Below are 26,111 nucleotides of genomic sequence, written 5' to 3' on the forward strand. Positions count from 1 at the left end.
GTAATTAGGCTTCCATCACATAAACAAACTTAACGGGAAAACCTCCATCTAATTTGTCCAATTTCCCCTAGAACATCGAATCAGATGGAAAAACTCCATTTAATTTCCCTGAAAACGCGGCACTCCGCCCGTATCTAAGAAATTAGTTGGAGAAAATCCCACTAACGTCCGCCCCAGGCACCTCGAGAGAAAATTAGATGGAGAAAATCCAACTTGTGTCCGTCCCCGTGGCCCGCCCTTACTCTATTGTTGCCGTTAAGATTTCACACAACGCGCCAAACAGCGAATGCTCAAGCTTAAGCGCTGCCAGGGAAGCCAGCGCAGCCGCGGGCGATGCTGATGACTTAACCAAGCCGAAGATCTGCTCCTTCAGCTGAAACTCAATTTGTGCCCGGTCCAGCAGGGCGAATACGTCTGCTTCCACCCGGTTTCCGGCGAGCACAACAGCGGCGAATTCAACCTCAATGGGGGTGTCCACCGCTACCTCCGTTATCATAACCGTAAGGGTATGCGATGCATCGTCATACCCGGTTACCGCCCCGGCTTCCTCGCCACCAATAAGCACCCGCACCTGCGAATCGGCCACTCCCGTGAAGCAGAGCTTCCAGCTCCGCCGCCCCGGAATGGCAGCTGTATTCCCGCGGGCAGCGCCAATCGTAAAGCGGGCAGCTTCTTCCCAGGCCAGCGTCATTTCCGTGCAGCACCAGTTCTCTTCCCGGTCTTCTGCCGCTTCCTCCGCATCTTCCCACAGCTGAAAGAAGCCGCCGCTGCCGGCAAATACCCTAACCTCCAGCTGCTGCGGATTCGCCACCGAGGAGGTATACCGGGTCAGGTCGGCCAGTGGAACAATCGCTCCCGCCTTGGCCAGCACCGGAATGCTCTCCAGATTCCGGTAGAGCGCTAATGAGCGTCCGCCGTCATACACTCTGCCGCTGAAGAAATCGATCCAGCGGCCCTCCGGCAGCCATGCCGAAAATTCTGCAACGCCGGTTCTGCGGTCCACCGGCCGGGTCACCGGACAGGCGATCAGCTCCGTGCCGAAGTAGTACTGATTCGGCACCTCATAAGCCCCGGGCTGCTCCGCATGATGATAATACATCGGCCGGACCAGCGGAAGTCCGTTCCGGCTGGCATAACGGTTCATCGTATATAAGTACGGAATCAGCCGGTGCCGCAGCGTCAGCGAAGCTTTCATCGCTGCCTCTGCGACCGGGTTGAACCGCCACGGTTCCTTGCTGTTGAACGGACTGGCAGAGCTGTGCAGGCGCAGGACCGGCGAGAATACGCCGAACTGTACCCAGCGCATGACCAGCTCATCATCCAGAACCCCCTGCATATGCCCGCCGATGTCATGGCTCCACCAGCCGTACCCTGCATTCGCGGCATTAGCCGTGAAATACGGCTGGAAATCGAGCGATTCCCAGGTGACAATCGTGTCGCCCGAGAACCCTACCGGATAACGGTGGCTGCCAAGCCCGGCATAGCGGGAGAAGGTCAGCTGTCTGCTCCCCCGCCGCCCGCTGTCCAGATAGTGATAGTGATTCAGCATCCAGAGCGGATCAAGGCCCGGAACCTTGGTCACACCGCCCTGCTGCCAGTCGATCCACCAGAAGTCCACACCTTCTTCTTCCAGCGGGTGGTGCAGATACTTGAAATAGACCTGCAGAAATTTCGGATCTGTAATATCAAAATCCACGGCATCGCCCCGCTCAGGGTCTATACCCAGCTCCGCGGCAATCGCCAGATAAGGGTCTTCGAATGCCCGTACCCCATCCGCCGGATGAACATTAAGTGTCACATGCAGCCCCCGCTCATGCAGCCAGGAGAGAAATTGCCCCGGATCCGGGAACAGCTCACGGTTCCAGGTATAACCTGTCCAGCCGCTGCCGTACTGCGGATCCACGTCGACCAGATGCCAGTCCATGTCCATCACCGCCACCGAGAACGGAATCTGCTCCGACTCAAACCGCTCCATCAGCGCTTTGTATTCATCCGCCGTGTAGCGGTAATACCGGCTCCACCAGTTGCCGAGCGCATACCGCGGCAGGAGCGGCGCCGGCCCGCACAGCTGATAGAAGTCCTTCAGGCAGGCCAGATAATCATGGCCGTAGCCGAAGAAATACAGGTCCTGCCCTTCCATGGCACGCGGAGTCACCTGACCGTCCTCCTCCAGCAGGAGTGAGCGGCTGTCGTCCACAAGCGTATACCCGCTGCGGGACAACAGCCCGGGCTCCAGCGGAATTGCCCCGTCCGCGTTGTCCAGCGTACGCGCCGTACCGCCGAGATCCTGCGGCGTGTCGCCATAATTCCACACACTCATCAGATGTCCCGAGCCGTTCCGGACGCGCATGCTGAGGCCGTGGCGGGAGAATGGCTGCTTGTCATAACTCAAATGAAGGTGCTGCGTAAACACCTCAAGCTTGTTCCCGTGATCGATCACGCGGAATTCAGGGACGGCAAACTCCCGGTTCACCACAGTCTGTGTAGCCCGGTCCTCGAAGCTTCCCCCGGCGCTGTATTCCAGACGGATCAGCTGCGGAGTCAGGACCGCGAACCGGTAACAATCCCCCTGAATAATTGCGTCCGTGTTAGCGTCTGGCCGCACCTTCAGCTTCAGATGATCAGGCAGCGGGCGCTGCTCTTGGATTGCATTGTTCATGGTTTTGCAAACCTCTTTTCCGGTCAGCCGGCTTGGATGAAGACTACTCCTTCACCGCACCGATCATGACCCCTTGGTTAAAGTATTTTTGGATAAACGGATATACGCACATGATCGGAACAGTAGCCACGATGATGACCGAATAGCGCATCATATTCGCCAGCCGCAGCGCAAGCTGCGCAGCCTCACCCGACCCTATGCCAGACTGCATTTGATTCGTAATCAGAATGTTACGGAGAATCAGCTGCAGCGGGTGCAGATTCGGATTTTTCAGATAAATTAGGGCATTGAAATAAGAATTCCAGTGGCCGACAGCGATCCATAAGCCCAGCACGGCAATAATCGCTTTGGATAACGGCAGCACGACCTGTGTAAAAAAGCGGAGATTCCCGCAGCCATCAATTTGCGCCGCTTCCCATAAATCTCCGGGAATACTCGTCTGGAAGAAGGTGCGTGCGACAATAATGTTATATACGCCCACAGAGAACGGCAGCACCATCACCAGAAAGGTGTCATACAGATGAAAATCGCGGATGGTCAGAAAGGTCGGAATCAGCCCGCCGTTAAAGAACATCGTAAAAATAAAGAACAGCGACAGAAACTTGCGTCCCCGAAGATCCTTGCGCGAGAGCGCATAAGCCGCCGAGATATTTACGACCAGGCCGATGGCTGTCCCGGCAATGGTGTACAGAATGGTATTCCGGTAGCCGATCCAAATATTTTTGTGGCGCAGCAGCTCCTGATAGCCTTCGAGGGTGAACCCTTTCGGAAACAGCCAGACCTGACCGCCGGACACCGCCGAAGGATCACTGAAGGAAGCGATAATAATAAAATACAGCGGATAAATCAGGATGATCAGAAAGATTACCGCAACAACATACATTACAATTTCCATGACCGTGTCCGAGGACCGGTTGTTTTTGATTTTCCCCTTATTCCCTTTAACTACAGGCGTTAGTACTCCCATCGCTTTGCTCCTCCCTTCTACCACAAGCTGTTTTCGCTGATTTTTTTGGAAATCTGATTGACAATGATGAGCAGAATAAAGTTAATGACGGTATTGAACAGGTTGACCGCTGAAGAAAAGCTGTACTGGCTGCTGAGTAGACCGATTTTGTACACATAAGTAGACAGAATTTCACTGGAGGTGGCATTAAGATCATTCTGCATCAGATAGACCTTCTCAAAGCCAACCCCAAGCAGCCCCCCGACACGCAAAATCAGCAGAGTAACCGCTGTCGGCATCAGCATCGGAATATCGATAAACCGCACTTTATGCCAGCGGCTTGCGCCATCAACGGTAGCGGCCTCATACAGACTGGGGTCAACCGCCGATAAGGCGGCAATGAAGATGATGCTGTCCCAGCCGACATGCTGCCACACATCCGACCAGACATACACGCTGCTGAACAGCGCGGAGGAGCCCATCAGATCAGGAGCTTCTTTTCCGAACAAGCTGTACAGATTTCCCACTAACCCTGTACTCGGAGAGAGCAGAATGACCATCAGCCCGACCATAACCACTGTAGAGATGAAATGCGGCATGTAAGATACGGTCTGAAAAAACCGCCGGAACCGGTTCGGCCGCATCTGATTGACCATCAGCGCCAGGATAACCGGAATCGGAAAGGTAACGAGACTGTACAGGCTGATAATCAACGTGTTCTTAATCGTGGCCGAAAATTGATAGGAATTAAAAAACTTCTCGAAATATTTGAACCCTGCCCACGGACTTTCGGCAATCCCCATAGCCGGGCTGTAATCCTTAAAGGCAATAAGTATGCCGTACATCGGCTTGTAGGCGAATAACAGTGAAAGCACCACAGCGGGGAGCAGCAGCAAATACAGTCCCCAGTTTCTTTTCACCGCTCCGAACGTCCCCCCGGGACTGGCTTGGCCGGATCTCATGAAATCCCCTCCTGAATCATTAGTTGTCCGGACTCTAAGATAAGCGGCCGTGCGGCGCAGAACAGCCTGCCTCCGGCCACAGTAACTTCACTGCCGTCAATCAAATTACGGTAAACACCATCCGGGAGTTCTGTATCCACCTCTGCGGACTTTCCTCTCAGACTGAACACACCAACCAGTTTCTGTCCCCCCCAGGTATAGGTCCCGGTGATAATGTGTTCTTCCTCAAGTGCGCGCAGCTTACAGATGCCCTGGGCCATAATCTTCTTCTGCTTGATGGGATAGAGCGCTGCGAACAGCCAGGACAGATCAGAGCCTGTGTTCCAGCTGACCGTATCCTTGTCGAAGAGATCAGGGCAGACCTCATTCGCCGTTTCCTGTCCGCCGTAAATCAGTGTCATCCCCTTCTGGAAGTACAGGAAAGCTGTCCAGTTGATCAGATCCTGTTCACCCGGAATCACCGCCTTGGCCCGGGCCCGGTCATGATTCTCCAGAAACCGCAGCTTGACATAGTTGTCCGGATACAGATATTCCTGGGCGTTGATCTTCTCCACATAGCTGCCCAGTGTATTCTCTCCGGCCAGATATCCGCTGTAATACGGATAAATATCATAATCATAGCAAGCGTCGAAGGCCTGCAGAATTTCCGCATCGCTGAGGCCGATCAAGCCCAATGAGCGGAGATGCATAATAAAGCCGGGCTCGATGGATTCGGCCAGCCACAGGCAGTCCGGATTGACCGCTGCAACCTCCTCATGGGCACGCTCCCAGAACGCAAGCGGCAGCAGCGGCGCTACGTCGCAGCGGAAGCCGTCCACGAAACCGGCCCACATCCGCAGCGTCTCGATCTGATACTCCCATAGTTCTGCACTCGTATAATCCAAATCTACGATATCGGCCCAATCACCGGCACGGTTGCCAAACTGGCCTTCTGGCGTCTTGTAGAAAAATTCCGGATGCTGCGTCACCAGCACCGAATCCGGCGAGGTGTGATTGTACACCACGTCCATGATACATTTCATTCCGTGGTCATGGATCGCGCTGACCAAACGTGTGAAATCCTCCAGCGTTCCCAGCTCCGGGTTAATCTCCCGGTAGTCCTGATTGGCATACGGGCTGCCGAGTCCGCCTTTGCGGGCCATGCGTCCGATCGGATGAACCGGCAGCAGCCAGATGATATCCACACCCAGCCTGCGGATGCGCCCGAGATCCCGCTCCACAGCCCGGAAGGTTCCTTCTTCACTGTGATTGCGGACATAAACTGAATATACAACACTGCTGCGCAGCGATTTCGCAGTTACCTTCGCCATTCTGTTACACTCCTATAGTTGAAATAGACATACGGTGGGACGCGTTGATGAAGCGCCCCTCCCGGAGCGGCGTTTTATCCGGTTTTTGGATGCTTTCAATCAGCATTTGCGAGGCCATAGAGCCCATCCGCGAGATGCTGTCGTCCATCAGGAAGTCAAATAATGGCGTTCCCGGTGAGCTGCCTGTAAAGCCTGTAATTGCCGGATCAATCGCCTGAGACGTGAAATTGAGCTGCTGCCCTTGACTGCGGTTCCTGCCAGCGCCATCCGCCTGGACTAGGTTATTGCTCAAGCCAAAGGCAGTCCGGTCATCCTCGACCAGCACGAACGGATAACCGCCCTGCCTCAAGAAACCGGTAACTTCGCTGTTTTTGCGGCCGGACAGCAGGATAGCCCCATCGGCACGTCCACCCTTTAACAGGCGGGAAACAACCTCCAGTTCCTCTTGTTCCCCTGCACCTGAGCCGACCTGAATGTCATAGCCCATCCGCCGGGCCCCCAGCACAATTCCGCGGATCAATTCCATAAAGAACAGATTGGAGGACCATTTCTCCGCCGTACCCGGCAGCAGCACGCAGATGCTGCGTGTTGTCCGTGAAACCAGGTTCTGCGCGATAATATTGGGCGTATACCCTAATTCCTCTATCGTTTGGCGGACCCTGCGGGAAGTCTCCTCCCTGACATTCGAATGGCCCGTCAATACCCGGGAGACTGTGGAAATGGAGACTCCCGCACGGCGGGCCACTTTCTTCATCGTAACTGTCATCCTATCCTCCTCCAGCAGACCACTCGCATCTTCTTGTCATTGGCTCCCTCTCCCTGCATGCTTAACTGGCGCATGCCCCGAGACAATACCGCCCCGCGCAATGGGCTGCGCAGGGCGGATGAACAGAGAGGGCAAGTAATTATTTTACACTTACATAACGGCTGTAAGCTTCGGTACGGATCTTCAGCAGCTTTTCCAGACCCATGTCGTTCAGCTTCTTCACATAAGCCTCCCAGCCTTCATCAATCCCGCCTTTGCTGATGAACTGGGCACGCATGGTGTTCACATAGGTGTCAATGTCCGTAGTCAGGGTCGGCAGCTCCTGGAATTCCTCGGCCGTGTACATCACGTTAGGGAATGGCTCAGTCACATATTCACTGCCCAGCTTATCGAGCTGCAGCTTCAGGCCGTCTCCGCTTTCCGCGCTCAGGACAATGTTCTTCTCAAATGCAGGGCTTACGTATTTCGGACCGAAATCGCGAAGCGACTGATCCCAGTACCAGGCATCTGCGCTGGTTCCGGCTGGTGGGTCCATAAGGGTATAAGTGCCGTCATCGTTCTTCTGGATAACGGTTCCGATCGCACCCCAGAAGTTCTGGATACTTGCTTCATTGGTGTAGAACTGATCGGCCCAGCGTGCAGCGATTTCCGGTGTTTTGCAGGAAGAGGTGATCAGCAGCTCATTGCGTGCCAGGTTCATCCCGATCGGATTACCGATGGTGTAGCGCTTGCCGTCCGGTCCGGCGATTGGCGGAATGGTTTCATACTGGTCGCCCCATTTGCCGAATACGGCATCCGGTGTCCACTGGTAGGAGAAGCCGACAACCGGAGCATCCGGATTCTGGAACTTCGCGGATCTCATCGTGTCGTCCTGGGTGAACAGCTCTTTGTCGAGCAGACCTTCGTTATACAATTTATTTTCCCATTTGAGGCCTTCCTTGTATTCTTCTGAAGTCGGGTAATAGACCGCTTTGCCGTCCTTCACCAGCATGTTGTTATTGTTCAGGTCGGCAATTCCGAAGGGGCTGATCAGGTCATTGCTCACTTCGATGTAAGGAATCTCATCCTGCTTGCCGTTGCCGTTCGGGTCCTGCTCTTTGAAGGCTTTCATCACGTTGTAGAGATCGTCGATAGTATCCGGAACCTTCAGGCCCAGCTTGTCGAGCCAGGTTTTGTTGATGACCGGCTGGCGTGAGCTCATCGGACGCGAAGGCAGTCTGGCCGGCATCGAGTAGATTTTTCCGTCGGGGAAGGTGCTGATCTTCTTCATATCCGGTGTTTCTTCCATGGCTGCCTTGAGGTTAGGCATATACTGGTCGATATAGTCATCCAGCGGGCGGAAATAGCTCAGGTTGTTCACGATATCGGAGTCGGAGAAGGTCTGGTCACCCAGCACCACATCCGGCAGCGTCCCGCTGGCCAGCATGATCGATTTCTGTTCGGCCCAGTCATTGGAGGACATGACCTGCCAGTCTATTTTCACATTTGTATTGGTTTCGAGATCCTTCAGCCATTGGTTCTGGGTAAACGTATCGCCCATGCTGCCCCAGCGTACGGTCAGTACCTTCAGCGTCACCGGCTCGCTTACTATCGGCAGCCCTTCTTTGTTAAAGCTGCCCGTATCGCTCGCTGCGGAGTTATTCTCCTTATTATTGCCGCTGCAGCCGGCGAGTCCCGCTACCATTACAGCTGCCAGAAGGCCGGTAGCCAGTTTCTTGGCCGTAAATTTTCTGCTCTGTTCAACCATTGTGTACATCCCCCGTTTCTGTTGTGTGCATCCTCTTTACATGTCTAATCATAACTGCTCGCATCTCTGTATTCCGGACGCCTTACCGCCGTTATTCGGACCTTTGCCTCCGTCTGTACATGCTTGAGCATCTTAGCACTGCCCGCTATAAAATTCATATAGCAGTTTCCAGACTTTTGTTAGCGCTTTCCGGACTTTGCGGGGCTTCGGCTGTCTGTTCTTATGTTTTTTTTGCGTAAAGGTTTTATAATGATTTTGTTACCTACAATAAAACGCATTCATAGATATGATTGCTTAGAAAGGACCCGGGAAGACAGAGCCTATGGCCAAAAATACACCAAGAACTAAACCGCTTCCAATCCGTCATTATGTGAAAGTTATGATTATGATTGCAGTCACTGTACTCCTGGTAGACCTGGTAATCAGCATCGCTTCTATAATAATCGTCAAGCAGCAGTCCACGCGGTATCTGAAAGATACGGCTGCGCTTTACATCAACCGGATCGATCATGATTTTGCTTACATGAATCACTATATGGGCTGGACGCTGGCGAATGATGAAACACTGAACACCATGAACGCCTACGGCATCAACAGCATCGAGTTCCTCAAATCCAACGAGAATCTGCACAAACGGTTCACCGAGCTCCAAAGGAACTACGGGCAGGAATACAATTTCTTCTACTATTTAAAGAACCAGTCCTACTTTTTGAACTGTTCGCCGATCAGTATTAGCTATTCGGATTATCTGGAACTGCGAAAGCAGATCATTTCTTTTATCGACGACAAAGAGGTGTACGAGAAGTATTATTCCAAATGGACCCCTGTACTCGTGAGCGGCAAATATTATGTGATCAACATTGTCCCTTACTACAACCGCTATTTAATCGGACTAATCTCCGCCGACAACCTGATCCGTCCGCTGCGCGACATCAATCTGGGAGCTAACGGTTATGCTTCACTCGTCGATGATCAGGGCACAGCCCTTTCCAGTCCTCTTTCGAACAGCGGTAGACCGCTGCAGGAACATAAAGGCCTTGCCTCCCTGATACAGCCGCGCACTACGATCATAAGTGATTTTCTGGGGACAACGTTCAGCGCGAAGATGGTCATTAAATTCGGGGCTTTTGAAAAAATTATGATTGCCCAGCTCCTGATCGTCCTGCTGTTCTTCATGGTCACCTCATCGCTGTTTGTGATCATGCTCTTCTTCAATAAAAGAGTGCTCGGCCCGATTCAGAGCTTCTCTGAAAATTTGGCGTGTATTAATGAAGAAAGCCAGCCGGCGGATTACAAAGGCAGCAAAATTATCGAGCTGGAGCAGGCGAATGATCAGTTCAAAGATCTGGTAGGCCAGATCAAAACGTTCAAAATCACCATGTACGAGCAGGAACTGGAGAAGCAGCGCATCCAGCTGGATTATATGAAGCAGCAGATCAAGCCGCATTTCTTCCTGAACTGCCTGACCAGCATTTACAGCATGGCACAAATTCAAATGTATCAGGAAATTGAGGATATGGCGATGACCACCTCCAAGTATTTCCGCTACCTGTTCCAGAACGGCGAGAATTTTGTTCCGCTAGCGAATGAAATCGAGCATGTGCAGATGTATCTGGAGATTCAGAAGCAGCGTTACCGGGATGCCTTCAGCTACCACGTGGAGCTGGCCGAGGATGCCAAGGACGTGAACATCCCGCCGCTCGTGCTGCAGACGTTCATTGAGAACTCCGTCAAATATGCCATCTCCCGTGAAAATGAAGTGCAGATCCGGCTCAGCGTTAAGCGCCACATGCTGGAGCATGACATCGAGGGTACCCGGATTATACTCTCGGACACCGGACCCGGCTTCCCGCAGGATGTGCTGGAGAAGCTTCATTCCGGGCTGCCGCTAGATCAGACAAAGGGCACGCATATCGGCATTATGAACACGCTGAAACGGCTGGAATATCTGTACTATAATCTGGCCATCGTCAGCTTCTCCAATCTTGAAGACGGCGGTGCCTGTGTCACCCTGTTGCTGCCGGATCTCCCCGACAACTCATTAGAAATGGAGCACAGCCTATGAATATCTTGCTTGTAGATGATGACTACTACGTAATCGCTGCGTTGCAGAAAAAAATCGATTGGACGCTGCTGGATATCGAAACGGTGTATACGGCCAACAATGTCGCGCAAGCCCGTGAGATTCTGGAGAAGCATTCCGTTCAGATCCTGATTTCTGATATTGAAATGCCGCAGGGCAGCGGCCTGGAGCTGCTGGCTTGGATCCGGGAGCGGCAGTTCAGCATCCAGGCGATCCTCCTGACCAACTATGCGGATTTCAATTATGCCCAGAAGGCGATCGAGCTGCAGAGCTTTGAATATTTCCTGAAGCCGATTGAATTCGACAAGCTGATGCTGATCATCCAAAAGGCGGTGGTCCGGGCCAAGGAGCAGCAGAGCAACGAGCAGGCGATCCTTGGAGGCTACTACTGGCAAAAAAACCAGTCCAAAAACGTGGAGCACTTCTGGCGCAGGCTGGTCAGCGGCAGCACCTCCTTCCCGCTTAAACAGGCGGACATTACTCATGCGATCCAAGAACAAAATCTGTCCTATCAGATGAGTGACCTCATCCAGCCGTTGTTATTCAATGTATTTCCCCATAACGGCAGCATGGGCAAGGAAGAGAAGGATCTGTTTGATTTTGCGCTACTGAATGTGCTCTATGAGCTGCTGCAGAACCCGGGATACAAGGTAGAGAGTATTCTGGAGGTGAAAGAGTACAACTGGATCGCCATCCTGAAATGGAACGGACACCCGGAGGATGCCGGAGAGCTGCAGGCGTTCGGGGCTTCTTTTATCCAAAAGGCCGTCCCATATCTGAAATGTGATGCCTGCTGCAACATCGGTATATCCGGCGAGCTGCACCATATCGGGAATATCCTGAAGCAGCTGCTGAATATGGACGAAGAGCTGACCAAATGCCGGAACCGGACCTATCTCGTGGCCAATTACCTGCAGCAGCCCAAAACTACCTATACCCCGCCGGATCTGGCCCAGCTGGAAGAGCTGCTGAACCAGAACAAGCTGGCTGTTTTTCTGGAGGAGGCCATCCGTTATCTAAAAAGCATGCTGAGCCATCATTGTCTTGATACCTCTGTGCTCGGCCTGTACCGGCTGGATATTGTGCAGCTTGTCTACTCTTTTCTCAAGCTCAAAGGTATTCAGGCGCATAAATTATATGCCGGCCGGGTCAATGATCAAATGCTGCTGCACTCCCTGCATTCGATCGAGGATATGGAGGAATATCTCAGGTATCTCGTCAATACTGCTATGGAATACCGCGACTTCGCCGCCCAGCCCAAATCGATCGCAGAGGAAATCAAGCAGTATATTCATGCGCACTATGGCGATGATCTGACCCGCAACGATCTGGCGGAAATCGTCTACCTTAATCCGGATTATCTGGCCAGACTGTTCAAGCGGGAAACCGGCATCTCCCTCGGCAGCTACGTCATTCAGGTCCGTATCGCCGCCGCCAAACATCTGCTGGAAACAACCAGCCTGTCGGTGTACACCATTGCGAGCAAAACCGGATATACGAACTATTCTTATTTCTCGAAGCTGTTCAAACAGGAGGTCGGCCTGTCGCCGAATGAGTATAAGAAGGAGCAGCATTCGCATGGGGTGGGGTAGGTAGAGGGGAATAAAAAGAGCGACAGTCCTGGGCTGCCGCTCTTTTTTTAAATTATATTAAGGTTTAATGCTTGCTTTAACTGCATACCACTTTCCGGATTTTAATCTTACGCTTAAGTTGACGGGTTCTCTAAATGCCAGCTTTTTTCATACTTAAATTTATCTGCGGTCATGCCGCGTTCGTCCGGATTAATACTTTTATTAGCAGAGCTGTTCATGTATGAAGTATCAGCATTCCCCTGCATTGCTTCTTCCAGAATAATCTTAGTATCATGTGCGAGGACAAATACAAGAACCAGTGAAAGAACTAACTTTCCGGAGATCTTCATTCGTCATTCCTCTCCCGCGTTTACTGTAAAGTTTAACAGCCTGGTTTTTGTAATCATACCTGCACTTTCCAGTGTTGATTTTGATGCCTCATTATAATACCAGCATCCGCAAACCGGCTTTAATCCGTGATCATAGCACCATTGTTTTAATTTTAGAATAATGTTTCTCCCAATCCCCTGCTTGCGGTACGACTCATTCGTAAACATGCCTATACTTGCCAGTCCATTAAGCATTTTACTCTGTTCAAGAACTCCAATTCCCAGCAGGACAGAGCCCCGATAGTATGAGAAAAGCTCTCCGTTCGCAATCCTTCTCTCATAATGATCAACAAAATCCCCGCACATCTGCTGTATAGGTTCAAGATCATCTAATGTTGCCGGAACGAAACGATCAACTTGTAGTGAATCATGCTCCGGAGTATTTACGTGACTGTCTTGAAAGAAATAGGCTTGTTTGGTGATTGGATAGCCTTTATCTATGGCTAAGCTTACAAACAGCTCGTCACAGGTCGGTACGAATAGGGACTTCACGGCATGCTTCTCAATCACCTTACTAAAAAGCTCTTGAGCATGCCTTAGATACGACGGCCGGATGTAAAATTGAGTAAGCAGCTGATTCTGATGAATCGCATAATAGCCGGCTTCATTGAATTCATCGAGGATTACATAAAACGTTGAGATTAGAATATGTTCCTCCAGGAAGGAATCAAAGGGCGAGGACAAGGTATGAATATAATCCTGAATGAGATGCTGCACCTCGTTAATTGGGCATTGTTTAAAAAGCAATCTTATCATCCTTCCGTAATATAGATGAGCATTCAGTTAATCATAGCATCAAAATGGAAGCCTATCCCAGTAGAATATTAATAAAATTATTCTCAGCTTACGTTAGGTCCTTACAGAATCCTTAGAATCTCCCCTTACACTGTGGAGGTAGAAAGGATGATATAATATGCAGGACATTATTTTAGAAACCAGAGATTTATGCAAAAGCTTCAAACATCAGCCAGCTGTCAACAAAGTATCATTAACCATACCCCGTAATTCGATCTACGGGCTGCTGGGTCCGAACGGCGCAGGCAAATCGACAACACTCAAAATGATCGCCGGCATGCTGCGCCCCGATTCCGGGAGTATCCGCATTCATGGTCATGAATGGACCCGTAAGGCTCTAAGTCGGATTGGTGTACTGATAGAAGCACCTCCGCTGTATGAAAATCTGACAGCCCGCGAGAATCTCAAGGTACGTACGCTTTCCCTCGGACTGCCGCACTCCCGAATCGAGGAGGTACTCGCCGTTGTGGATTTGACGCATACCGGCAAGAAACGTGCCGGGCAATTCTCCATGGGCATGAAGCAGCGGCTGGGCATCGCTATTGCACTGTTAAACCAGCCGGAGCTGCTGATTCTGGACGAACCGATGAACGGGCTGGACCCTATCGGGATTCAGGAGCTGCGGGAGCTGATCCGTTCGTTTCCACAGCAAGGGATTACCGTAATTCTGTCGAGTCATATTCTCACCGAAGTCGAGCAGGTTGCCGATCAGATTGGAATTATTGCCGGCGGAGTTCTAGGGTATCAGGGAGCCGTTCCTCACGGGCAAGAGCTGGAAGCCTTGTTCATGCAGGTGGCAGCAGCAGCCCGGAGGGAGGGTACGGTTCATGCTTAGTCATCTCCGGGCTGAACGCTTAAAATGGCGGGGCACGTTCATTCCCAAGCTTGTCTGGATCGCCCCTGTGTTCACCATTCTCCTTTGCGTTATATTAATGGGCGGACGTTATTTTCAGAGCGGGGCTTATAACTGGTGGTATACCATGCTCTTGCCGGGAGCGCTGACCCTCGCCTGTTCGCTAGCTCTGCAGAAAGACGCTAAGATGAAATACCGCGGACTGCTGGCTCTGCCCGTTGACCTGAGGACACTTTGGGCCGGGAAAATCATCGCCTGTGCAGGATGGCTCTTGGCCGCTCTCCTCCTTTTCCTGATTGGCATTACGTCAGGGGGATTGCTGTTTGGCCAAACCATTCCGTTACTGAACAGCATGGCCGGCAGTTTCCTGATCTTCGTCACGTTTCTGTGGCAGATTCCACTGTGCCTGTTCCTGGCTGCACGGTTCGGATTATTCGCCGCCGTACTGCTTAATATGTTCGGTAATGTCATGGGTGTTGTTGCCTTCGATTCCGGAGGGCTGTGGCATTTCCTCCCTTATACGATTACTTTCAGACTCATGTGCCCGGTATTATTGATTCTGCCGAACGGTCTTCCCGTACCGGCGGACAGTCCTCTGAGAAGTACGGACATGATCCTTCCGGATGCCCTGATCTCCCTGGCCTGGTTCGGAGTGCTTTCCTCCCTTACTGCGCTATGGTTCCGTAAACAGGAGGCGAAGTAACATGGCCTCACTACTGGGCTTGCTGAAGGCGGATCTGCTCAAAACCCGGCACACGCCGTTCCTGCTCATTCATCTGCTGGCTCCGCTTGCCGGAGCCGGGGTGTTCTTGGCGTATTATTCGTACTCTCCTTGGAGTGCAGCCGATAAAGCTTTGGCATTCATGCAGTCCATAGGGTGTGCATTTCCTACTCTGATCGGGCTGGTCTGCTCCATGTCAGTGGAACAGGAGGCGAATGCAGGACAGTTCCAGGGCATGCTTGCCATTCCCGCAAATAAAATCACAGCCTTTACAAGCAAGCTGCTGCTTTTGCTGTTATTTGGCCTTGGAGCTGTTCTGTTTGCTTACGTGCTCTTTGGACTGGGGTTCGGCGGGATTCTTCAGCAAGACCGGCTGGGCATCCCCTTTTATATCACCGGGGCAGTTATTCTGTTTGGGAGTAATGTGTTTCTCTACCTGCTTCACCTGACGGTCAGCCTGCGCTTTGGAAGAGGGGCTTCCATTGGGGCAGGGATTGTGGGGAGTCTGATAGCCGCCTTAATGCTAACCGGGCTGGGCGATGCCGCCTGGGCGTATATTCCCTTTGCATGGGGCGTCCGCTTGATCTCGGTCTGGACAATCCACGCTTCCGGTACCACTTTATCCTCCGCTCTACCCGAGCTGAACACCGGAGTAACCGTCTGTACGCTGGCAACGGTAATCTCGGTTCTCCTAAGCTGCTTATGGTTCCGGCGGTGGGAAGGACGCTCAACGGATAATTAGACATACAACTAACAATCGAGGGAACGAATATGGCAAAAATACTCGTAGTAGACGATGAACCCGCCATCTTGTCGCTGATCCGTAACGCACTGATTACAGATCAGCACCTGGTGACGGCAATCTCTGATTCTGCACAGGTGCGCCGGGCCGACCTTGGCGCGTATGATCTTATTTTGCTCGATGTGATGATGCCGGGGGTGGACGGGTTTACTCTTTGCCGGGAGATCCGCGGGGCTGTGGATTGTCCAATCCTCTTTTTAACGGCCAAAACACTGGAAAGCGATCTGATGTACGGTCTGGGTCTGGGCGCAGATGATTATATTGTGAAGCCCTTCGGCATAGGTGCGCTGCGGGCACGGATTGGCGCTCACCTCAGGCGGGAAACCAGGGAGCGGCGGAATGTTCTGTATCTGGAGAATGTTCACTTTAACCTCTCCGGTAAAGAGCTGTTTGTCCAAGAGGACAAGGTGCCTCTAACCAAAAGCGAATATGAAATTTGCGAATTTCTGGCCCGCAGCCGCGGACAGGTCTTCTCTAAAGAGCATATCTATGAAACGGTCTTCGGGTTGGACGGGGTAAGCGACAGCAGCGCTATTACGGAGCATATCAAGAACATCCGCGCCAAGCTGAGCAAATACAGTATCGACGCCATTGAGACCATCTGGGGGATCGGATATAAGTGGAAGCTGTAAAACGAATCAAAACCGTGCGTCTTCGCACCTTTTTCCTGCAATACCTTCTGTTCTTAAGCACGGGAACGATCCTGCTGCTGGTAGTGCTGCTTGGCTTGTTTACGCTGGCTTTTGCCTCAAACACCATACTGCCTGCCAACTATGCCGAGAAGGAGATTGCGGTCTTCAAGGAACGTCTTGCCTCAAATGAATCGGTATCACCCGAAACCGTTCCGGACCTGCTGGATTATACGGTTTTCACCAGCCAAGGAGAGCTCCTCGCGGGCAATCTGAGCCGGAGCGAAGCAGCAGATGCCTGGGAGATTACACAACAAGGAGATAATCAGGACTCTCATTTCTATACAACCGCCCGGCGCGGCCAGGAAATCTGGATATTCCGCTATAGCTTAACGCCACAGTACGCCTCCCCTTTGCTGCGCAGCTATCTGCCGAATCCACAGCTGCTGGGAATCCTGCTCTTCATCTTCGGGGTTCTGCTCCAGGCAGCCTTGCTCGCCGCCCTGTTCGGCAGAAGACTCTCAGAGAAAATGGCCGGGTTACAGGAAGCGACAGAGAACATCCAGCGCGAGAATCTCGAGTTCACCGTCAAGCCCAGCGGGATCCGTGAAATCGACGATGTGCTGGCCTCACTGGACCAGATGAAGAAAGCCTTGCATACTTCCCTCAAGCAGCAGTGGGAGCTGGAGCGTTCCCGCAGAGAGCAGATTTCCGCGCTGGCCCACGATATCAAGACGCCGCTTACTGTGATCCGGGGAAATGCCGAGCTGCTGAAGGAGACCACTCAGAATGAGTCCCAGCAGGAATATAACGGATACATTCTCCGCAGCGCCGGGGATATTGAAGCCTTCGTACAGGAGGTGATTGACCTGTCCAGCCTACAGGCCAGCCCGGTCCCCCGGCAATCCCTTGTATCTACAGCAGAGTTTATTGAAGAATTAGAACTACAGATGAAGGCTCTGTCCTCCGGCAAGAATCTGCATCCTTCTGTCCAGAAGGAGAACCTTCCGGAATTCCTCTTCATCCATAAGGAGCTGTTTCAGCGGGGAATTGCCAACGTGTTATCCAATGCGGCGGAGCATACTCCTCAGCAGGGAAGCATCACTTTACAGGTCCGGGGGGATGGCGATGCCGTCCATTTCACAGTCACGGACACAGGTAGCGGCTTCTCACCTGCCGACCTGAAAGAAGCCGCCACCCAGTTCTACAGAGGCGACCAGAGCCGGACCTCGGGCAAGCATCACGGAATGGGACTGTACATCGCCAAATCTGCCGCCCAGCTGCACGGAGGCAGCTTAACCCTAGACAATGTGTCCCCGTCCGGCGGAGGCAGAGTAACGATTAGTATTCCTGTTCCGAAGGGGCAATGGCTGTAAATCAGTAATTGCCCTCTTCGGGATCCTCCAACATAAATTTGGAGTGTTACGTAGTCGGCATTGAACGGTGCTTTAGCTCTTCGAGCTTTTTCCTGTCAAACCCCTTTACTATTAACCACACCGCCAGACTCATTTCATAAACCCCCACAGGCAGAGCGATCAGCCCTTTTACTGCAGAGAGAGGTTCTACGACACTGAACATTTCTAACAGCCCGGCTATGAACACTAGTACAGCAGTAATCATACCAAATAGCGCCAGCGGTCTTGGGACTATACCCGTTCTAAACAGTAAATAGCTGTATATGGCCGTATTCACACCCAGCATAAAATTGGGACCTAACATGGAAGTCCAGCGGTGAAAAGCCTGCAGCATATAGCCGAGCTCGTGAAGATTATCTACACTTTTTAAGCTATCAGCCTCATAATGTACACTAAGCTGCAATAAACCCAATATACTCACCACACCTATGGCAATGAGAACGGCTTCCATAAACCGAAAGCATAAATACCCCAGCGCCAGATGCTCATTCCAGCGGCGAAGATAGGGGAACAGCATAACTGCTGTACCAACTGCTGTCAGCACAAGCAAGAGGTCGTTAATCACTCCCAGCAATACCTTTGTTTTAAACCCGTCAGCTACGGCCATATACCATTGTTCTGACAATACCGGCTCATATGAAATTACAGCAATGACTGAAGTAACCGCAGCTACAATATAAAATATTCCAATGATCATTCCGTTTAGTCTGTCTTGTGTCATAAACTCTGCCTCCTGTAGTACAGTTGTCAAATTATTGCGGTACACTCCAAAACATTACGCGGGGGTTATTATGGATCATTATGAAGTCATCGAGCGCGCTTTAACCCATATCGAGAATCATTTAGACCAGCCTTTGTCCATAGAGTCTGTGGCTGATAGCTTCAACATGTCGAAATATTACTTTCACCGGCTTTTTTCGGCCATAATGGGCTCTTCTTTGAACAATTACATCTTATCCAGAAGATTGAACGCTTCTCTACAATACATTCAGTCCGGCGAATTATCTCTAACCGATATTGCCTACCAGCTAAACTTTGGAGCTCAATCCTCATTCACCCGTGCTTTCAAACGCCAGTACGGAATGGCTCCCAGCGCTCTAAAAGAACAAAAGATCAACATTTCTCCAGTTCCTATTCCAGCGGTGGTCAAAAGACCCGTTAAAAACATCAACGGTGATGTCGTTACCGATTTCACCCTGACAGAGTTTGAATCCATCCGGGTAACCGGTATAGCCTTTGAAGTAGATCTTGCTGGTGACTACAGGACGACGATCCGGTCTCACTCAGACAAACTGTTGCAGGCCATTGATACCACTGTGCATGGCCCTTGTTATGTCATTTATTCCAATTGCCAGCCCAACTCCACCCGCTTCAGGGTCCTGTTCGGAATTCCGGCTGACATCCGGATAGATCAACCGTTTTATTTCACCGTAGATGTACCCCAGCTCTTCTGTGCTAAATTCAAATATTCCGGTGATCTCCTCGATATTGGGGATGTCCTAAAAACGGATTATGCACGCTTTCTAAAGATCTCCCGGCAGGAGACAGAGGATTCACATATCGAACTCATTCAAGCTTTTGATGACATCCATAATCTCCAATCTGCCTATCACATCTATGCACCTGTCAAAAAACTGTCTATGGATTCAGCCTGTTAAATCCTCCCTTTTATTTAAGTTTCTTTGATATACCCAAAATAACATCAAATTTGAAGATACACTTTTCAAATCTTGCTGTAATCAATAAAACGCCCTCTACAAGGCCAGAAAGACCAGGTAGAAGGCGTTTGCTGTTAAAAGCGGTTATCTTCATCCGCGTGCAATGATTGGTTCGGTGATTACCGGCATAAACTTACGGTCCCGCCTGGAACCAGTCCTCCGGAAACTAAGGAAGGCACTGCCTATTTTCTCCGATAGGGTCACCGAAATAATTACTATAAGGCTCAAACTCCGCTAACACCGCGTCTACCTTGCGCATGCGTTCCTCCAGCGTTCCCCTCAGCGTTATATAGGGGATCCGCCGTTCCTGCAAATCTGCCAGTATCTGCTTGTGAAAAACATGCCGCTTCTGATCCCCGCTGCGGTCCCATGTATCGTCGTAAGGAATATCGTCGTCGCACAGGAAAAACAGATCATACCGCTGCGCGTTCTCCAGGGCGAGCCGGGTTAGCAGCTCCGGAGCCCTTCCGTGGTAATCCAAGGCATACATATAAGTGGTAATCGCATTGGTATCTACAAAAAGATACCGGTCTGCCTCCAGGAGCGCCTGCTCTTCCCGCTTCATATGACCTACGGCAATTTCATCAAAAGCCTCAAGGCTGATCCGCCGGTCCACCTGATGTTCAGTCCAATACTCCCGCCCGTATTCGCTGGCAAAAGTAGTCTGGTACCGCCGCGCCAACGCTTCGGTGATCGTGGACTTGCCGGTTGACATTGCTCCCACAAAAACCACTTTCGTGATTAAATCCCGGTACACCAGATCACTAACATATTTCCGGTACTTATAAGGATCGGAACGAACCATTGTGGCGGATACCGGTACTTTTATACGCGCTTCATCCACCCGCCGGTCAGCCGCACCTAAAGCGATGCTCATATGCCCGCCATAGAACTCACTCGAATAGAAATGGGTCACCTGCTCTCCCTGAAGCAACCCCAGAATATACTGCTCTTCCCGGATCTCATGCTCCCTGTCATCAGAATATCCGTCCGGGCCATCCCAGGCTTCAATTACCCTAACCTGCGGATAGAGCCTGCGGATCCAGTTCGCCCGGATATGCAGCGGAATGCTGATAACCGTGGTCTCGTAAATCACTACGATTAATTCGTCGACCTCCTGCAGCGCCGTTTCGATCATATACTGATGCCCTTTATGCAGCGGGGCGAATTTTCCAAGGGTTAATCCAAGAGTTTTCATAGAAGTGCCTCCTTAGCGCCTTTATTCCAGTTATAGTATCCGTATGCCGCGTTAATCAGATAGGCGCTCCACATGACGATCATCAGCAGGCCCTCACCGCTGCCTTCCAGCGTCCGGATGACCCATAGCAGCACCGTAAACATATTCAGCACGATATAGAGCAGCCATTGTTCCTTGAATCTTCTCACCATCAAAATCGTGGCTACGACAGATAACACGGTAGTTACGGCATCAATGTAAGGCGAATTCTGTCCCGGAATGAACGACAGGCCGAATCCCAGCAGCAGCGAACCTGCAATACAGACCGCGAGGGTGAGCAGCATTCCCGAATGCTCCATCTGGCGCATGGACAGCTTGCCGCTCTGAAAATTCTTCTTCCACATGTAAAAGCCTATGAAGTTCATCGGGACAAAAAACAGCAAATTCAGCATGACCTCTCCAAATAACCCGTTGATATAAGCCAAGTAGGCGTAGCCGAAGGTATTATACATGCCAAAAGCATAACTCGTCAGCTTTCCCTTCGCCGTGAGTACCACGCATAGCACCCCGGTGATAAAAACCGTGAATCCGAACAATGAATCCTTGGATAAGAATGTAAAACTGACAGCCACCAACGTAAACAAAACCAGCCAGACGACTTCGAACATTTTCCACCCGCCCAGAACCTTCTTCACTTTGCATCGCCTCCGCTTATTTTTGTTAATAACTACTTATTAACTTATTGATAATTACAACTTGTTAATATCAAAATAGCAGATGAACCGGCAGGATGCAAGTAAAATTTTCCTCCATCCAAAACAAAGCGGCCCCAGTCCTGTAGAATTCAGGACCGAGGCCGATTAAGGTATGATTATCATTCATGAAAAGTCATTGCAGCACGGATATCCACGATAGCTGTCTTCAAGTTTGGCTATTCAACCATTCTTTTTGTAACATGCTCATTTCCCACAGATTCCAGAATTCATTATCCACTTTACGCGCTTCCCGGAGTAAACCTTCTTTTACAAACCCTGCTTTCTCGTAACAGGCAATTGCAGCATGGTTAAAATCAAATACACCGAGGCTGACTCTGTGTAATTTCATTTGTCCGAATGCGATATCCAGAACCTTTTGTACCATCAGCTGCCCTATGCCCAGTCCCTGCAGGTTTCTATTCCCGACGATGACCTTACCGATTCTTCCCGAATGATTGGATGGATCCATCGTTAAATTGATATGCCCAATAACCTCATTGTTATCTTCATATACCACCCTATAAATTAGCGCATTACTGCAAATATAAGTCTCTAATTGTTGTTCCGTTAAAGGGTAGCTAAACGTCTTCCCTCCCCAAACCACCATAAACTCCGGCGAATCAATCCAGGCCATTAATTGCTTAAAATCGCTACGTTCGAACGGCTCCAGTCTGATCACAGGCGATCCCGCCTTTCTCAATGGTATTGGCCCGAGATATGCTCATTCGTATCCTGCAGCATTTTGGCAAGCACTACGATCTGTCCGGCATGATATCCGTAGTGAGCTGAGACCTGAACAATCAGCCGGCCAATTTCTCTTGTATCATAGGTTTCGTCGGCACCTGCAGCCTTCCGGTACATCCGGTTCCAGTCTTCCTGGTCATAGTGGATGATGACCTCCCGGGACAAATCGTCATTCGACAGACCCGACAACACGTCTTCCGATTGTGTCCGCGTATCCCGCAGAAGGCCAATCAGCTCGTCTTTGGATATTCCTCCGTCCGTTGTGAACTCGCGGGTACGCTCCCGGATGAATGGCCTGTTGCCGATGGCGCTGACAAAATTCTGATATTCATTCCCTGCCAGATGCAGACAGAGATTACCGATGCTGTTCATGGATTCCTTCGTTCTTGTCCAGACCAGCTCATTGTTCAATAGATTCAAGCTCTTCTCAATCCGGTCAAGCTGCTTATTCATATCTTCCATAACGTACTGGATCAGTGCAATCAAACCAATCCCTCCCTTTATGTGGTTAAATACATCATAATGAGATTCCCGCAAGGCGTAAATTGAAAATTTGCTGTCCTTATTCCTCCCACGTAACCGACCACCCGTAAGAGCCGAGGTTAAACTATTTATTGAACTCAGCAACTATCGATTTCGAATGCTCTCAGAGGTTGCCCGAAATCTAGTGGTGCCTCTTATATTGCACCTGTGAATATCCGTGAGACCGCTAATTCTCTGTGCATCCACTCAGATTTCCCGCAGGCTCAGACAGATTCGGGATCCGGGATCAACGGGATTTTTCCCGTTAATTCCGGAGAAAACAGCAGATCCGGCGGGATCAAAGGGATTTTTCCCGTTAATTCCGTGGAAATCAGCAGATTCGGCGGGATCAACGGGATTTTTCCCGTTAATTCCGTGGAAAACAGCAGATCCGGCGGGATCAACGGGATTTTTCCCGTTAATCCCGTGGAAACCAGCAGATCCAACGGAATCAACGGGATTTTTCCCGTTAATTCCGTACCGGTCTATAGTAAGCTACAATTCATCCATTTTTTCGTTCGGCGTCTCTCCATTTACCTCTCACTGCCGCTCGCAGGCACCGAAGTCCCTACTCTATCTTCAGTAACATTAACTTTCCGCTGCCTTTAGCTCCCATAATGCCAACGGTTTTACCTATAGGCCACCCGGAGAAATATCATTTAGCTCGGTCCGGTTTGTATACTTCTTCGTAACGTTGGTCAAAAAGGCATGAATTCCGTATATACCGGATTCATGCCTTCTTTTTGAGAATATAACACGTTTCTCCACTTGTTATAGGGTTTTATGTCAGTCTTTCTACTCCCCGTCCCCTATACAAAAATCAACGGCAGCCTCGGCATGAAGCCGCGTTGTATCATAAACCGGGATAGTACAGTCCTCCTGTGAGATGAGCATTGTAATTTCCGTACATCCGAGAATAACGGCTTCCGCCCCCTTTCGGATAAGACTATCAATGATATCCAGATATTTTTTCTTTGAATGCTCATTTATAATTCCAAGACAAAGCTCATGATAAATAATATCGTGAACAACCGCTCTGTCTGCTTCATCCGGCACAACAACCTCAAGCCCATACTGACCGGTCAGCCGATCCTTATAAAAGGGTTGCTCCATCGTAAAGGCGGTTCCTAACAAGGCCACCTTATTTATTTTATCGGAAACAATTTTTTCTGCCGTCGGATCAGCGATATGAAGTAATGGAATCGAAATCGAGTTCATCACTTCAGGTGCCATCTTGTGCATCGTATTCGTGCATATGACTATGACATCTGCTCCGCCTGCTTCAAGTTTTTGTGCCGCTTCTATCATAATCTTCGTAGCTTCCGCCCAATTTCCCTGATGCTGGAGATCCTTGATTTCTTGAAAATCCACAGAATACAGCAGACTCTTAGCAGAATGGTGCCCCCCCTTCCTTACCTTTACCGTCTCATTGATGATTTGGTAATACAGCATGGAGGATTCCCAACTCATACCACCTATTAGTCCTATTGTCTTCATGGTCATATTCACACTCCATCATTCTTTTTTCATCCTAATGTGCTTAAAGAATTGTGCACTGGATTGTATAAGATTGTACAACATGAAAGACCTGGAAAGATTACAACAAATTCAGACTAAATACTACTTCCCTCCGGAACAAGGATGACATGGCTCTGTAAAGGCAAGCCGCCAATCAATCAACCGGAGCACTTATGATCTTGCGCATTTGTTTAACATCGCTCATTGGGGGACGTCCAAACATGCGGCTGTACTCCCTGCTAAACTGCGACGGACTCTCGTAGCCAACCCGAAAGCCCGCATCAGCGGCTTCCAGGCCTTCTGAGAGCAGCATGCGGCGTGCGGTCTGCAGCCGGATCGCCTTCTGATACTGCAGCGGGCTGACCGCCGTTACTCTTTTAAAATGCTTATGCAAAGAAGAAGGACTCATATTGGTTTCCTTCGCCAGCTCTTCAATCACAAGCGGCTTTGCATAATCACGGTTAATCAGATGGATCGCTTTGGAAATGCTATGCGCATAGCTGCCGGCTACGGCAAATTGTCTGATTAAAGCACCCTGCTCATCTTTTAGCACACGATAAAGAATCTCACGGATAAAAAGTGGCGCTAGGACCTCAATATCCTCAGGGGCATCCAGCAGCCGGACAAGCCGCAGCAGCCCGTCAACCAGCGGAGGCGCTGAATGGCTTACCAACATCCCCCGCCCCGTCTTTCCTTTCCATTGACTGCTGCTTCTATGGATTATGTCGAGAATGACATCCGGACTAATCAATAATTGAAGACTCAGATAAGGAAGCTCAGGTGAGGCCTCTGTAATTCGCCCGATTACAGGCAGATGCACAGAGGAGACCATGTAGGTGCTGGGATCATATTTGTACTCTTCTCCAGCCAGTGTCGCCGTCTTTGAACCTTGGGCCACAACATATAGAGAGGGCAGATTGACTGTATGCTTCGGCTCAGACATTTGGCTCGCGCGCCTGAAACAAAGCTCCGGCACAGCTGTTTCATGGGTTCCATCCGAAGGCGCATGACGCGCAATAAGCAGAGCCAGCTCCTGCAGTTTGGCAGAAATCATGGGCGGGGAGATAAATTCCTGCATGCTTCACCCTTCCTTCCCAACAACCTTAATGGCTAATTATATCTGTACCGGATAGGATTAGGCAAGAATCGGCAGCGATCGGTCTACCTTATGAGATTGTATTTTGCTTAGAATGTACTAGCAAGGATAATTGAAATAAGAAATGAGGATTGGGCGATGGTTAGGGTTGGAAGTTTGGCGGGTAAAGTCGTTATTATCACGGGTGCAAGCAGCGGGATTGGAGAAGCGACAGCACTCCGGCTTGCGGAGCACGGAGCAAAGGTTGTGCTTGGCGCACGCGGCAAAGATCGCCTTGAAGCTCTGGCTGCCAGGATTACAGATAGCGGCGGCGAAGCCGTTTATGCAAGCACGGATGTAAGAAAGCGCGAAGATTTGGACAGACTTGTTGCACTGGCTTGCGAACGATACGGACAGCTGGATGTCCTCGTCAGCAATGCAGGGGTTATGCCTATTTCCCCGCTCGATGATCTGCGCGTTGAGGACTGGGAGGACATGATTGATGTCAATATTAAAGGCGTCCTATATGGTATTGCTGCAGCGTTGCCTGTCTTTCGTAGACAGGGCTTCGGACACTTTGTGAACACGGCTTCTACAGCAGGACACAAGACCGTGCCGAACCAGTCCGTCTACTCCGGAACGAAATTCGCAGTGCGCGCCATCTCCGAGGGACTGCGCCAGGAGGCTGGCGATAAGCTGCGAGTAACGGTAATTTCGCCCGGCATTGTACAGACCAATTTCACGGAGGGCGTGACTGACCCGGCTTTGAGAGAACAGCTTACTGCAGTCCGGGATAAATTAGCAATGGCACCGGACGCTGTAGCCCGCGCAATTGCTTATGCCATTGAACAGCCGGATGAGATCGATGTGAACGAGATTGTGATCCGTCCTACAGCCCAAGTGTAACGCAACCATGGAGTTCTGCCGCTGTTTGGGCAAAACTCCATTTGCTTT

25 protein-coding genes are annotated in these 26,111 nt (G+C 50.7%); 9 read left to right on the forward strand and 16 right to left on the reverse strand.

Features of this window, described 5'->3' with window-relative positions; all coding sequences use genetic code 11:
- Window positions 1-238 precede the first annotated feature (238 nt).
- The 6 genes from L6H70_RS09590 to L6H70_RS09615 all read right to left on the reverse strand — a co-directional run bounded on the left by L6H70_RS09590 (window position 239) and on the right by L6H70_RS09615 (window position 8,327).
- Window positions 239-2,659 carry a glycoside hydrolase family 31 protein gene (locus L6H70_RS09590; protein ID WP_236332226.1) on the reverse strand — a complete coding sequence of 807 codons (2,421 nt, stop codon included), beginning with the start codon at window positions 2,657-2,659 and terminating at the stop codon, window positions 239-241.
- A 43-nt stretch (window positions 2,660-2,702) separates the two neighbouring features.
- Window positions 2,703-3,626, reverse strand: coding sequence for a carbohydrate ABC transporter permease (locus L6H70_RS09595; RefSeq protein ID WP_236332228.1), 924 nt, complete (start codon window positions 3,624-3,626; stop codon window positions 2,703-2,705).
- A 17-nt stretch (window positions 3,627-3,643) separates the two neighbouring features.
- Window positions 3,644-4,567, reverse strand: a complete 924-nt coding sequence (locus L6H70_RS09600; RefSeq protein ID WP_236332230.1) for an ABC transporter permease — start codon at window positions 4,565-4,567, stop codon at window positions 3,644-3,646.
- The gene (locus tag L6H70_RS09605) at window positions 4,564-5,877 is read right to left on the reverse strand and encodes an alpha-amylase family glycosyl hydrolase (RefSeq protein WP_236332232.1); all 1,314 of its coding nucleotides are present in this window, start codon (window positions 5,875-5,877) and stop codon (window positions 4,564-4,566) included. Before L6H70_RS09605 ends, L6H70_RS09600 begins: the two co-directional genes overlap by 4 nt.
- A gap of 4 nt (window positions 5,878-5,881) precedes the next feature.
- Window positions 5,882-6,643 (reverse strand): LacI family DNA-binding transcriptional regulator, encoded by a 762-nt coding sequence (locus L6H70_RS09610; RefSeq protein ID WP_236332234.1) that lies wholly within the window; start codon window positions 6,641-6,643, stop codon window positions 5,882-5,884.
- 139 nt (window positions 6,644-6,782) lie between these two features.
- Window positions 6,783-8,327 (reverse strand): extracellular solute-binding protein, encoded by a 1,545-nt coding sequence (locus L6H70_RS09615; RefSeq protein WP_423802816.1) that lies wholly within the window; start codon window positions 8,325-8,327, stop codon window positions 6,783-6,785.
- 385 nt (window positions 8,328-8,712) lie between these two features.
- Here L6H70_RS09615 and L6H70_RS09620 point away from each other — a divergent pair, with 385 nt between their 5' ends.
- Both L6H70_RS09620 and L6H70_RS09625 read left to right on the forward strand, forming a co-directional pair.
- Window positions 8,713-10,455: a sensor histidine kinase gene (locus tag L6H70_RS09620; protein ID WP_236332236.1), complete on the forward strand. Its 1,743-nt coding sequence runs from the start codon at window positions 8,713-8,715 to the stop codon at window positions 10,453-10,455.
- The gene (locus tag L6H70_RS09625) at window positions 10,452-12,065 is read left to right on the forward strand and encodes a helix-turn-helix domain-containing protein (RefSeq protein ID WP_236332238.1); all 1,614 of its coding nucleotides are present in this window, start codon (window positions 10,452-10,454) and stop codon (window positions 12,063-12,065) included. Before L6H70_RS09620 ends, L6H70_RS09625 begins: the two co-directional genes overlap by 4 nt.
- Window positions 12,066-12,178: 113 nt before the next feature.
- On the opposite strand, the gene L6H70_RS09630 is transcribed toward L6H70_RS09625, so the two are convergent.
- Together L6H70_RS09630 and L6H70_RS09635 are read right to left on the reverse strand one after the other, a co-directional pair.
- Window positions 12,179-12,394, reverse strand: a complete 216-nt coding sequence (locus L6H70_RS09630; RefSeq protein ID WP_236332241.1) for a hypothetical protein — start codon at window positions 12,392-12,394, stop codon at window positions 12,179-12,181.
- 3 nt (window positions 12,395-12,397) lie between these two features.
- Window positions 12,398-13,180, reverse strand: coding sequence for a GNAT family N-acetyltransferase (locus L6H70_RS09635; RefSeq protein WP_423802786.1), 783 nt, complete (start codon window positions 13,178-13,180; stop codon window positions 12,398-12,400).
- Window positions 13,181-13,346: 166 nt separating this feature from the next.
- Between L6H70_RS09635 and L6H70_RS09640 the strand changes: the two genes are divergently transcribed.
- Genes L6H70_RS09640 through L6H70_RS09660 form a run of 5 tightly spaced genes read left to right on the forward strand, consistent with a single transcriptional unit; the run spans window position 13,347 to window position 17,609 of the window.
- The gene (locus L6H70_RS09640) at window positions 13,347-14,063 is read left to right on the forward strand and encodes a lantibiotic protection ABC transporter ATP-binding protein (protein WP_236332244.1); all 717 of its coding nucleotides are present in this window, start codon (window positions 13,347-13,349) and stop codon (window positions 14,061-14,063) included.
- The gene (locus tag L6H70_RS09645; RefSeq protein WP_236332246.1) at window positions 14,056-14,784 is read left to right on the forward strand and encodes a lantibiotic immunity ABC transporter MutE/EpiE family permease subunit; all 729 of its coding nucleotides are present in this window, start codon (window positions 14,056-14,058) and stop codon (window positions 14,782-14,784) included. Before L6H70_RS09640 ends, L6H70_RS09645 begins: the two co-directional genes overlap by 8 nt.
- Before the next feature lies 1 nt (window position 14,785).
- Entirely contained in the window at window positions 14,786-15,544 is a 759-nt protein-coding gene (locus L6H70_RS09650; RefSeq protein WP_236332248.1) for a lantibiotic immunity ABC transporter MutG family permease subunit, read from the forward strand.
- A gap of 29 nt (window positions 15,545-15,573) precedes the next feature.
- On the forward strand, window positions 15,574-16,236 hold the full coding sequence (locus L6H70_RS09655) for a response regulator transcription factor (RefSeq protein ID WP_236332250.1): 663 nt from the start codon (window positions 15,574-15,576) through the stop codon (window positions 16,234-16,236).
- Window positions 16,224-17,609, forward strand: coding sequence for a HAMP domain-containing sensor histidine kinase (locus L6H70_RS09660; protein ID WP_236332252.1), 1,386 nt, complete (start codon window positions 16,224-16,226; stop codon window positions 17,607-17,609). The genes L6H70_RS09655 and L6H70_RS09660 overlap by 13 nt, the downstream gene beginning before the upstream one ends.
- Window positions 17,610-17,655: 46 nt before the next feature.
- Here the strand turns inward: L6H70_RS09660 and L6H70_RS09665 are convergent, their stop codons facing one another.
- The gene (locus L6H70_RS09665; RefSeq protein ID WP_236332254.1) at window positions 17,656-18,369 is read right to left on the reverse strand and encodes a DUF4386 domain-containing protein; all 714 of its coding nucleotides are present in this window, start codon (window positions 18,367-18,369) and stop codon (window positions 17,656-17,658) included.
- Between the two features lie 70 nt (window positions 18,370-18,439).
- Here L6H70_RS09665 and L6H70_RS09670 point away from each other — a divergent pair, with 70 nt between their 5' ends.
- Window positions 18,440-19,306: a helix-turn-helix transcriptional regulator gene (locus L6H70_RS09670; protein ID WP_236332256.1), complete on the forward strand. Its 867-nt coding sequence runs from the start codon at window positions 18,440-18,442 to the stop codon at window positions 19,304-19,306.
- Window positions 19,307-19,532: 226 nt separating this feature from the next.
- On the opposite strand, the gene L6H70_RS09675 is transcribed toward L6H70_RS09670, so the two are convergent.
- The 7 genes from L6H70_RS09675 to L6H70_RS09705 form a co-directional block, all read right to left on the reverse strand.
- Window positions 19,533-20,564, reverse strand: a complete 1,032-nt coding sequence (locus L6H70_RS09675) for an AAA family ATPase (protein WP_236332258.1) — start codon at window positions 20,562-20,564, stop codon at window positions 19,533-19,535.
- Window positions 20,561-21,238 (reverse strand): nicotinamide riboside transporter PnuC, encoded by a 678-nt coding sequence (gene pnuC, locus L6H70_RS09680; RefSeq protein ID WP_236332260.1) that lies wholly within the window; start codon window positions 21,236-21,238, stop codon window positions 20,561-20,563. Before pnuC ends, L6H70_RS09675 begins: the two co-directional genes overlap by 4 nt.
- A 226-nt stretch (window positions 21,239-21,464) precedes the next feature.
- Complete coding sequence (locus L6H70_RS09685) at window positions 21,465-21,977, reverse strand: GNAT family N-acetyltransferase (RefSeq protein ID WP_236332263.1); 513 nt, start codon at window positions 21,975-21,977, stop codon at window positions 21,465-21,467.
- Window positions 21,978-21,994: 17 nt separating this feature from the next.
- Window positions 21,995-22,528 (reverse strand): DinB family protein, encoded by a 534-nt coding sequence (locus L6H70_RS09690; RefSeq protein ID WP_236332265.1) that lies wholly within the window; start codon window positions 22,526-22,528, stop codon window positions 21,995-21,997.
- Window positions 22,529-22,788: 260 nt separating this feature from the next.
- Window positions 22,789-23,010 carry a hypothetical protein gene (locus tag L6H70_RS09695; protein WP_236332267.1) on the reverse strand — a complete coding sequence of 74 codons (222 nt, stop codon included), beginning with the start codon at window positions 23,008-23,010 and terminating at the stop codon, window positions 22,789-22,791.
- Between the two features lie 349 nt (window positions 23,011-23,359).
- Window positions 23,360-24,061 (reverse strand): aspartate/glutamate racemase family protein, encoded by a 702-nt coding sequence (locus tag L6H70_RS09700; RefSeq protein ID WP_236333220.1) that lies wholly within the window; start codon window positions 24,059-24,061, stop codon window positions 23,360-23,362.
- Window positions 24,062-24,236: 175 nt separating this feature from the next.
- The gene (locus L6H70_RS09705; RefSeq protein WP_236332270.1) at window positions 24,237-25,160 is read right to left on the reverse strand and encodes an AraC family transcriptional regulator; all 924 of its coding nucleotides are present in this window, start codon (window positions 25,158-25,160) and stop codon (window positions 24,237-24,239) included.
- Window positions 25,161-25,316: 156 nt separating this feature from the next.
- On the opposite strand from L6H70_RS09705, the gene L6H70_RS09710 reads away from it, so the two are divergent.
- Entirely contained in the window at window positions 25,317-26,063 is a 747-nt protein-coding gene (locus tag L6H70_RS09710) for an SDR family oxidoreductase (RefSeq protein ID WP_236332272.1), read from the forward strand.
- Window positions 26,064-26,111 lie beyond the last annotated feature (48 nt).

This window comes from Paenibacillus auburnensis (assembly GCF_927798115.1).
GTDB lineage: Bacteria > Bacillota > Bacilli > Paenibacillales > Paenibacillaceae > Paenibacillus_AQ > Paenibacillus_AQ auburnensis.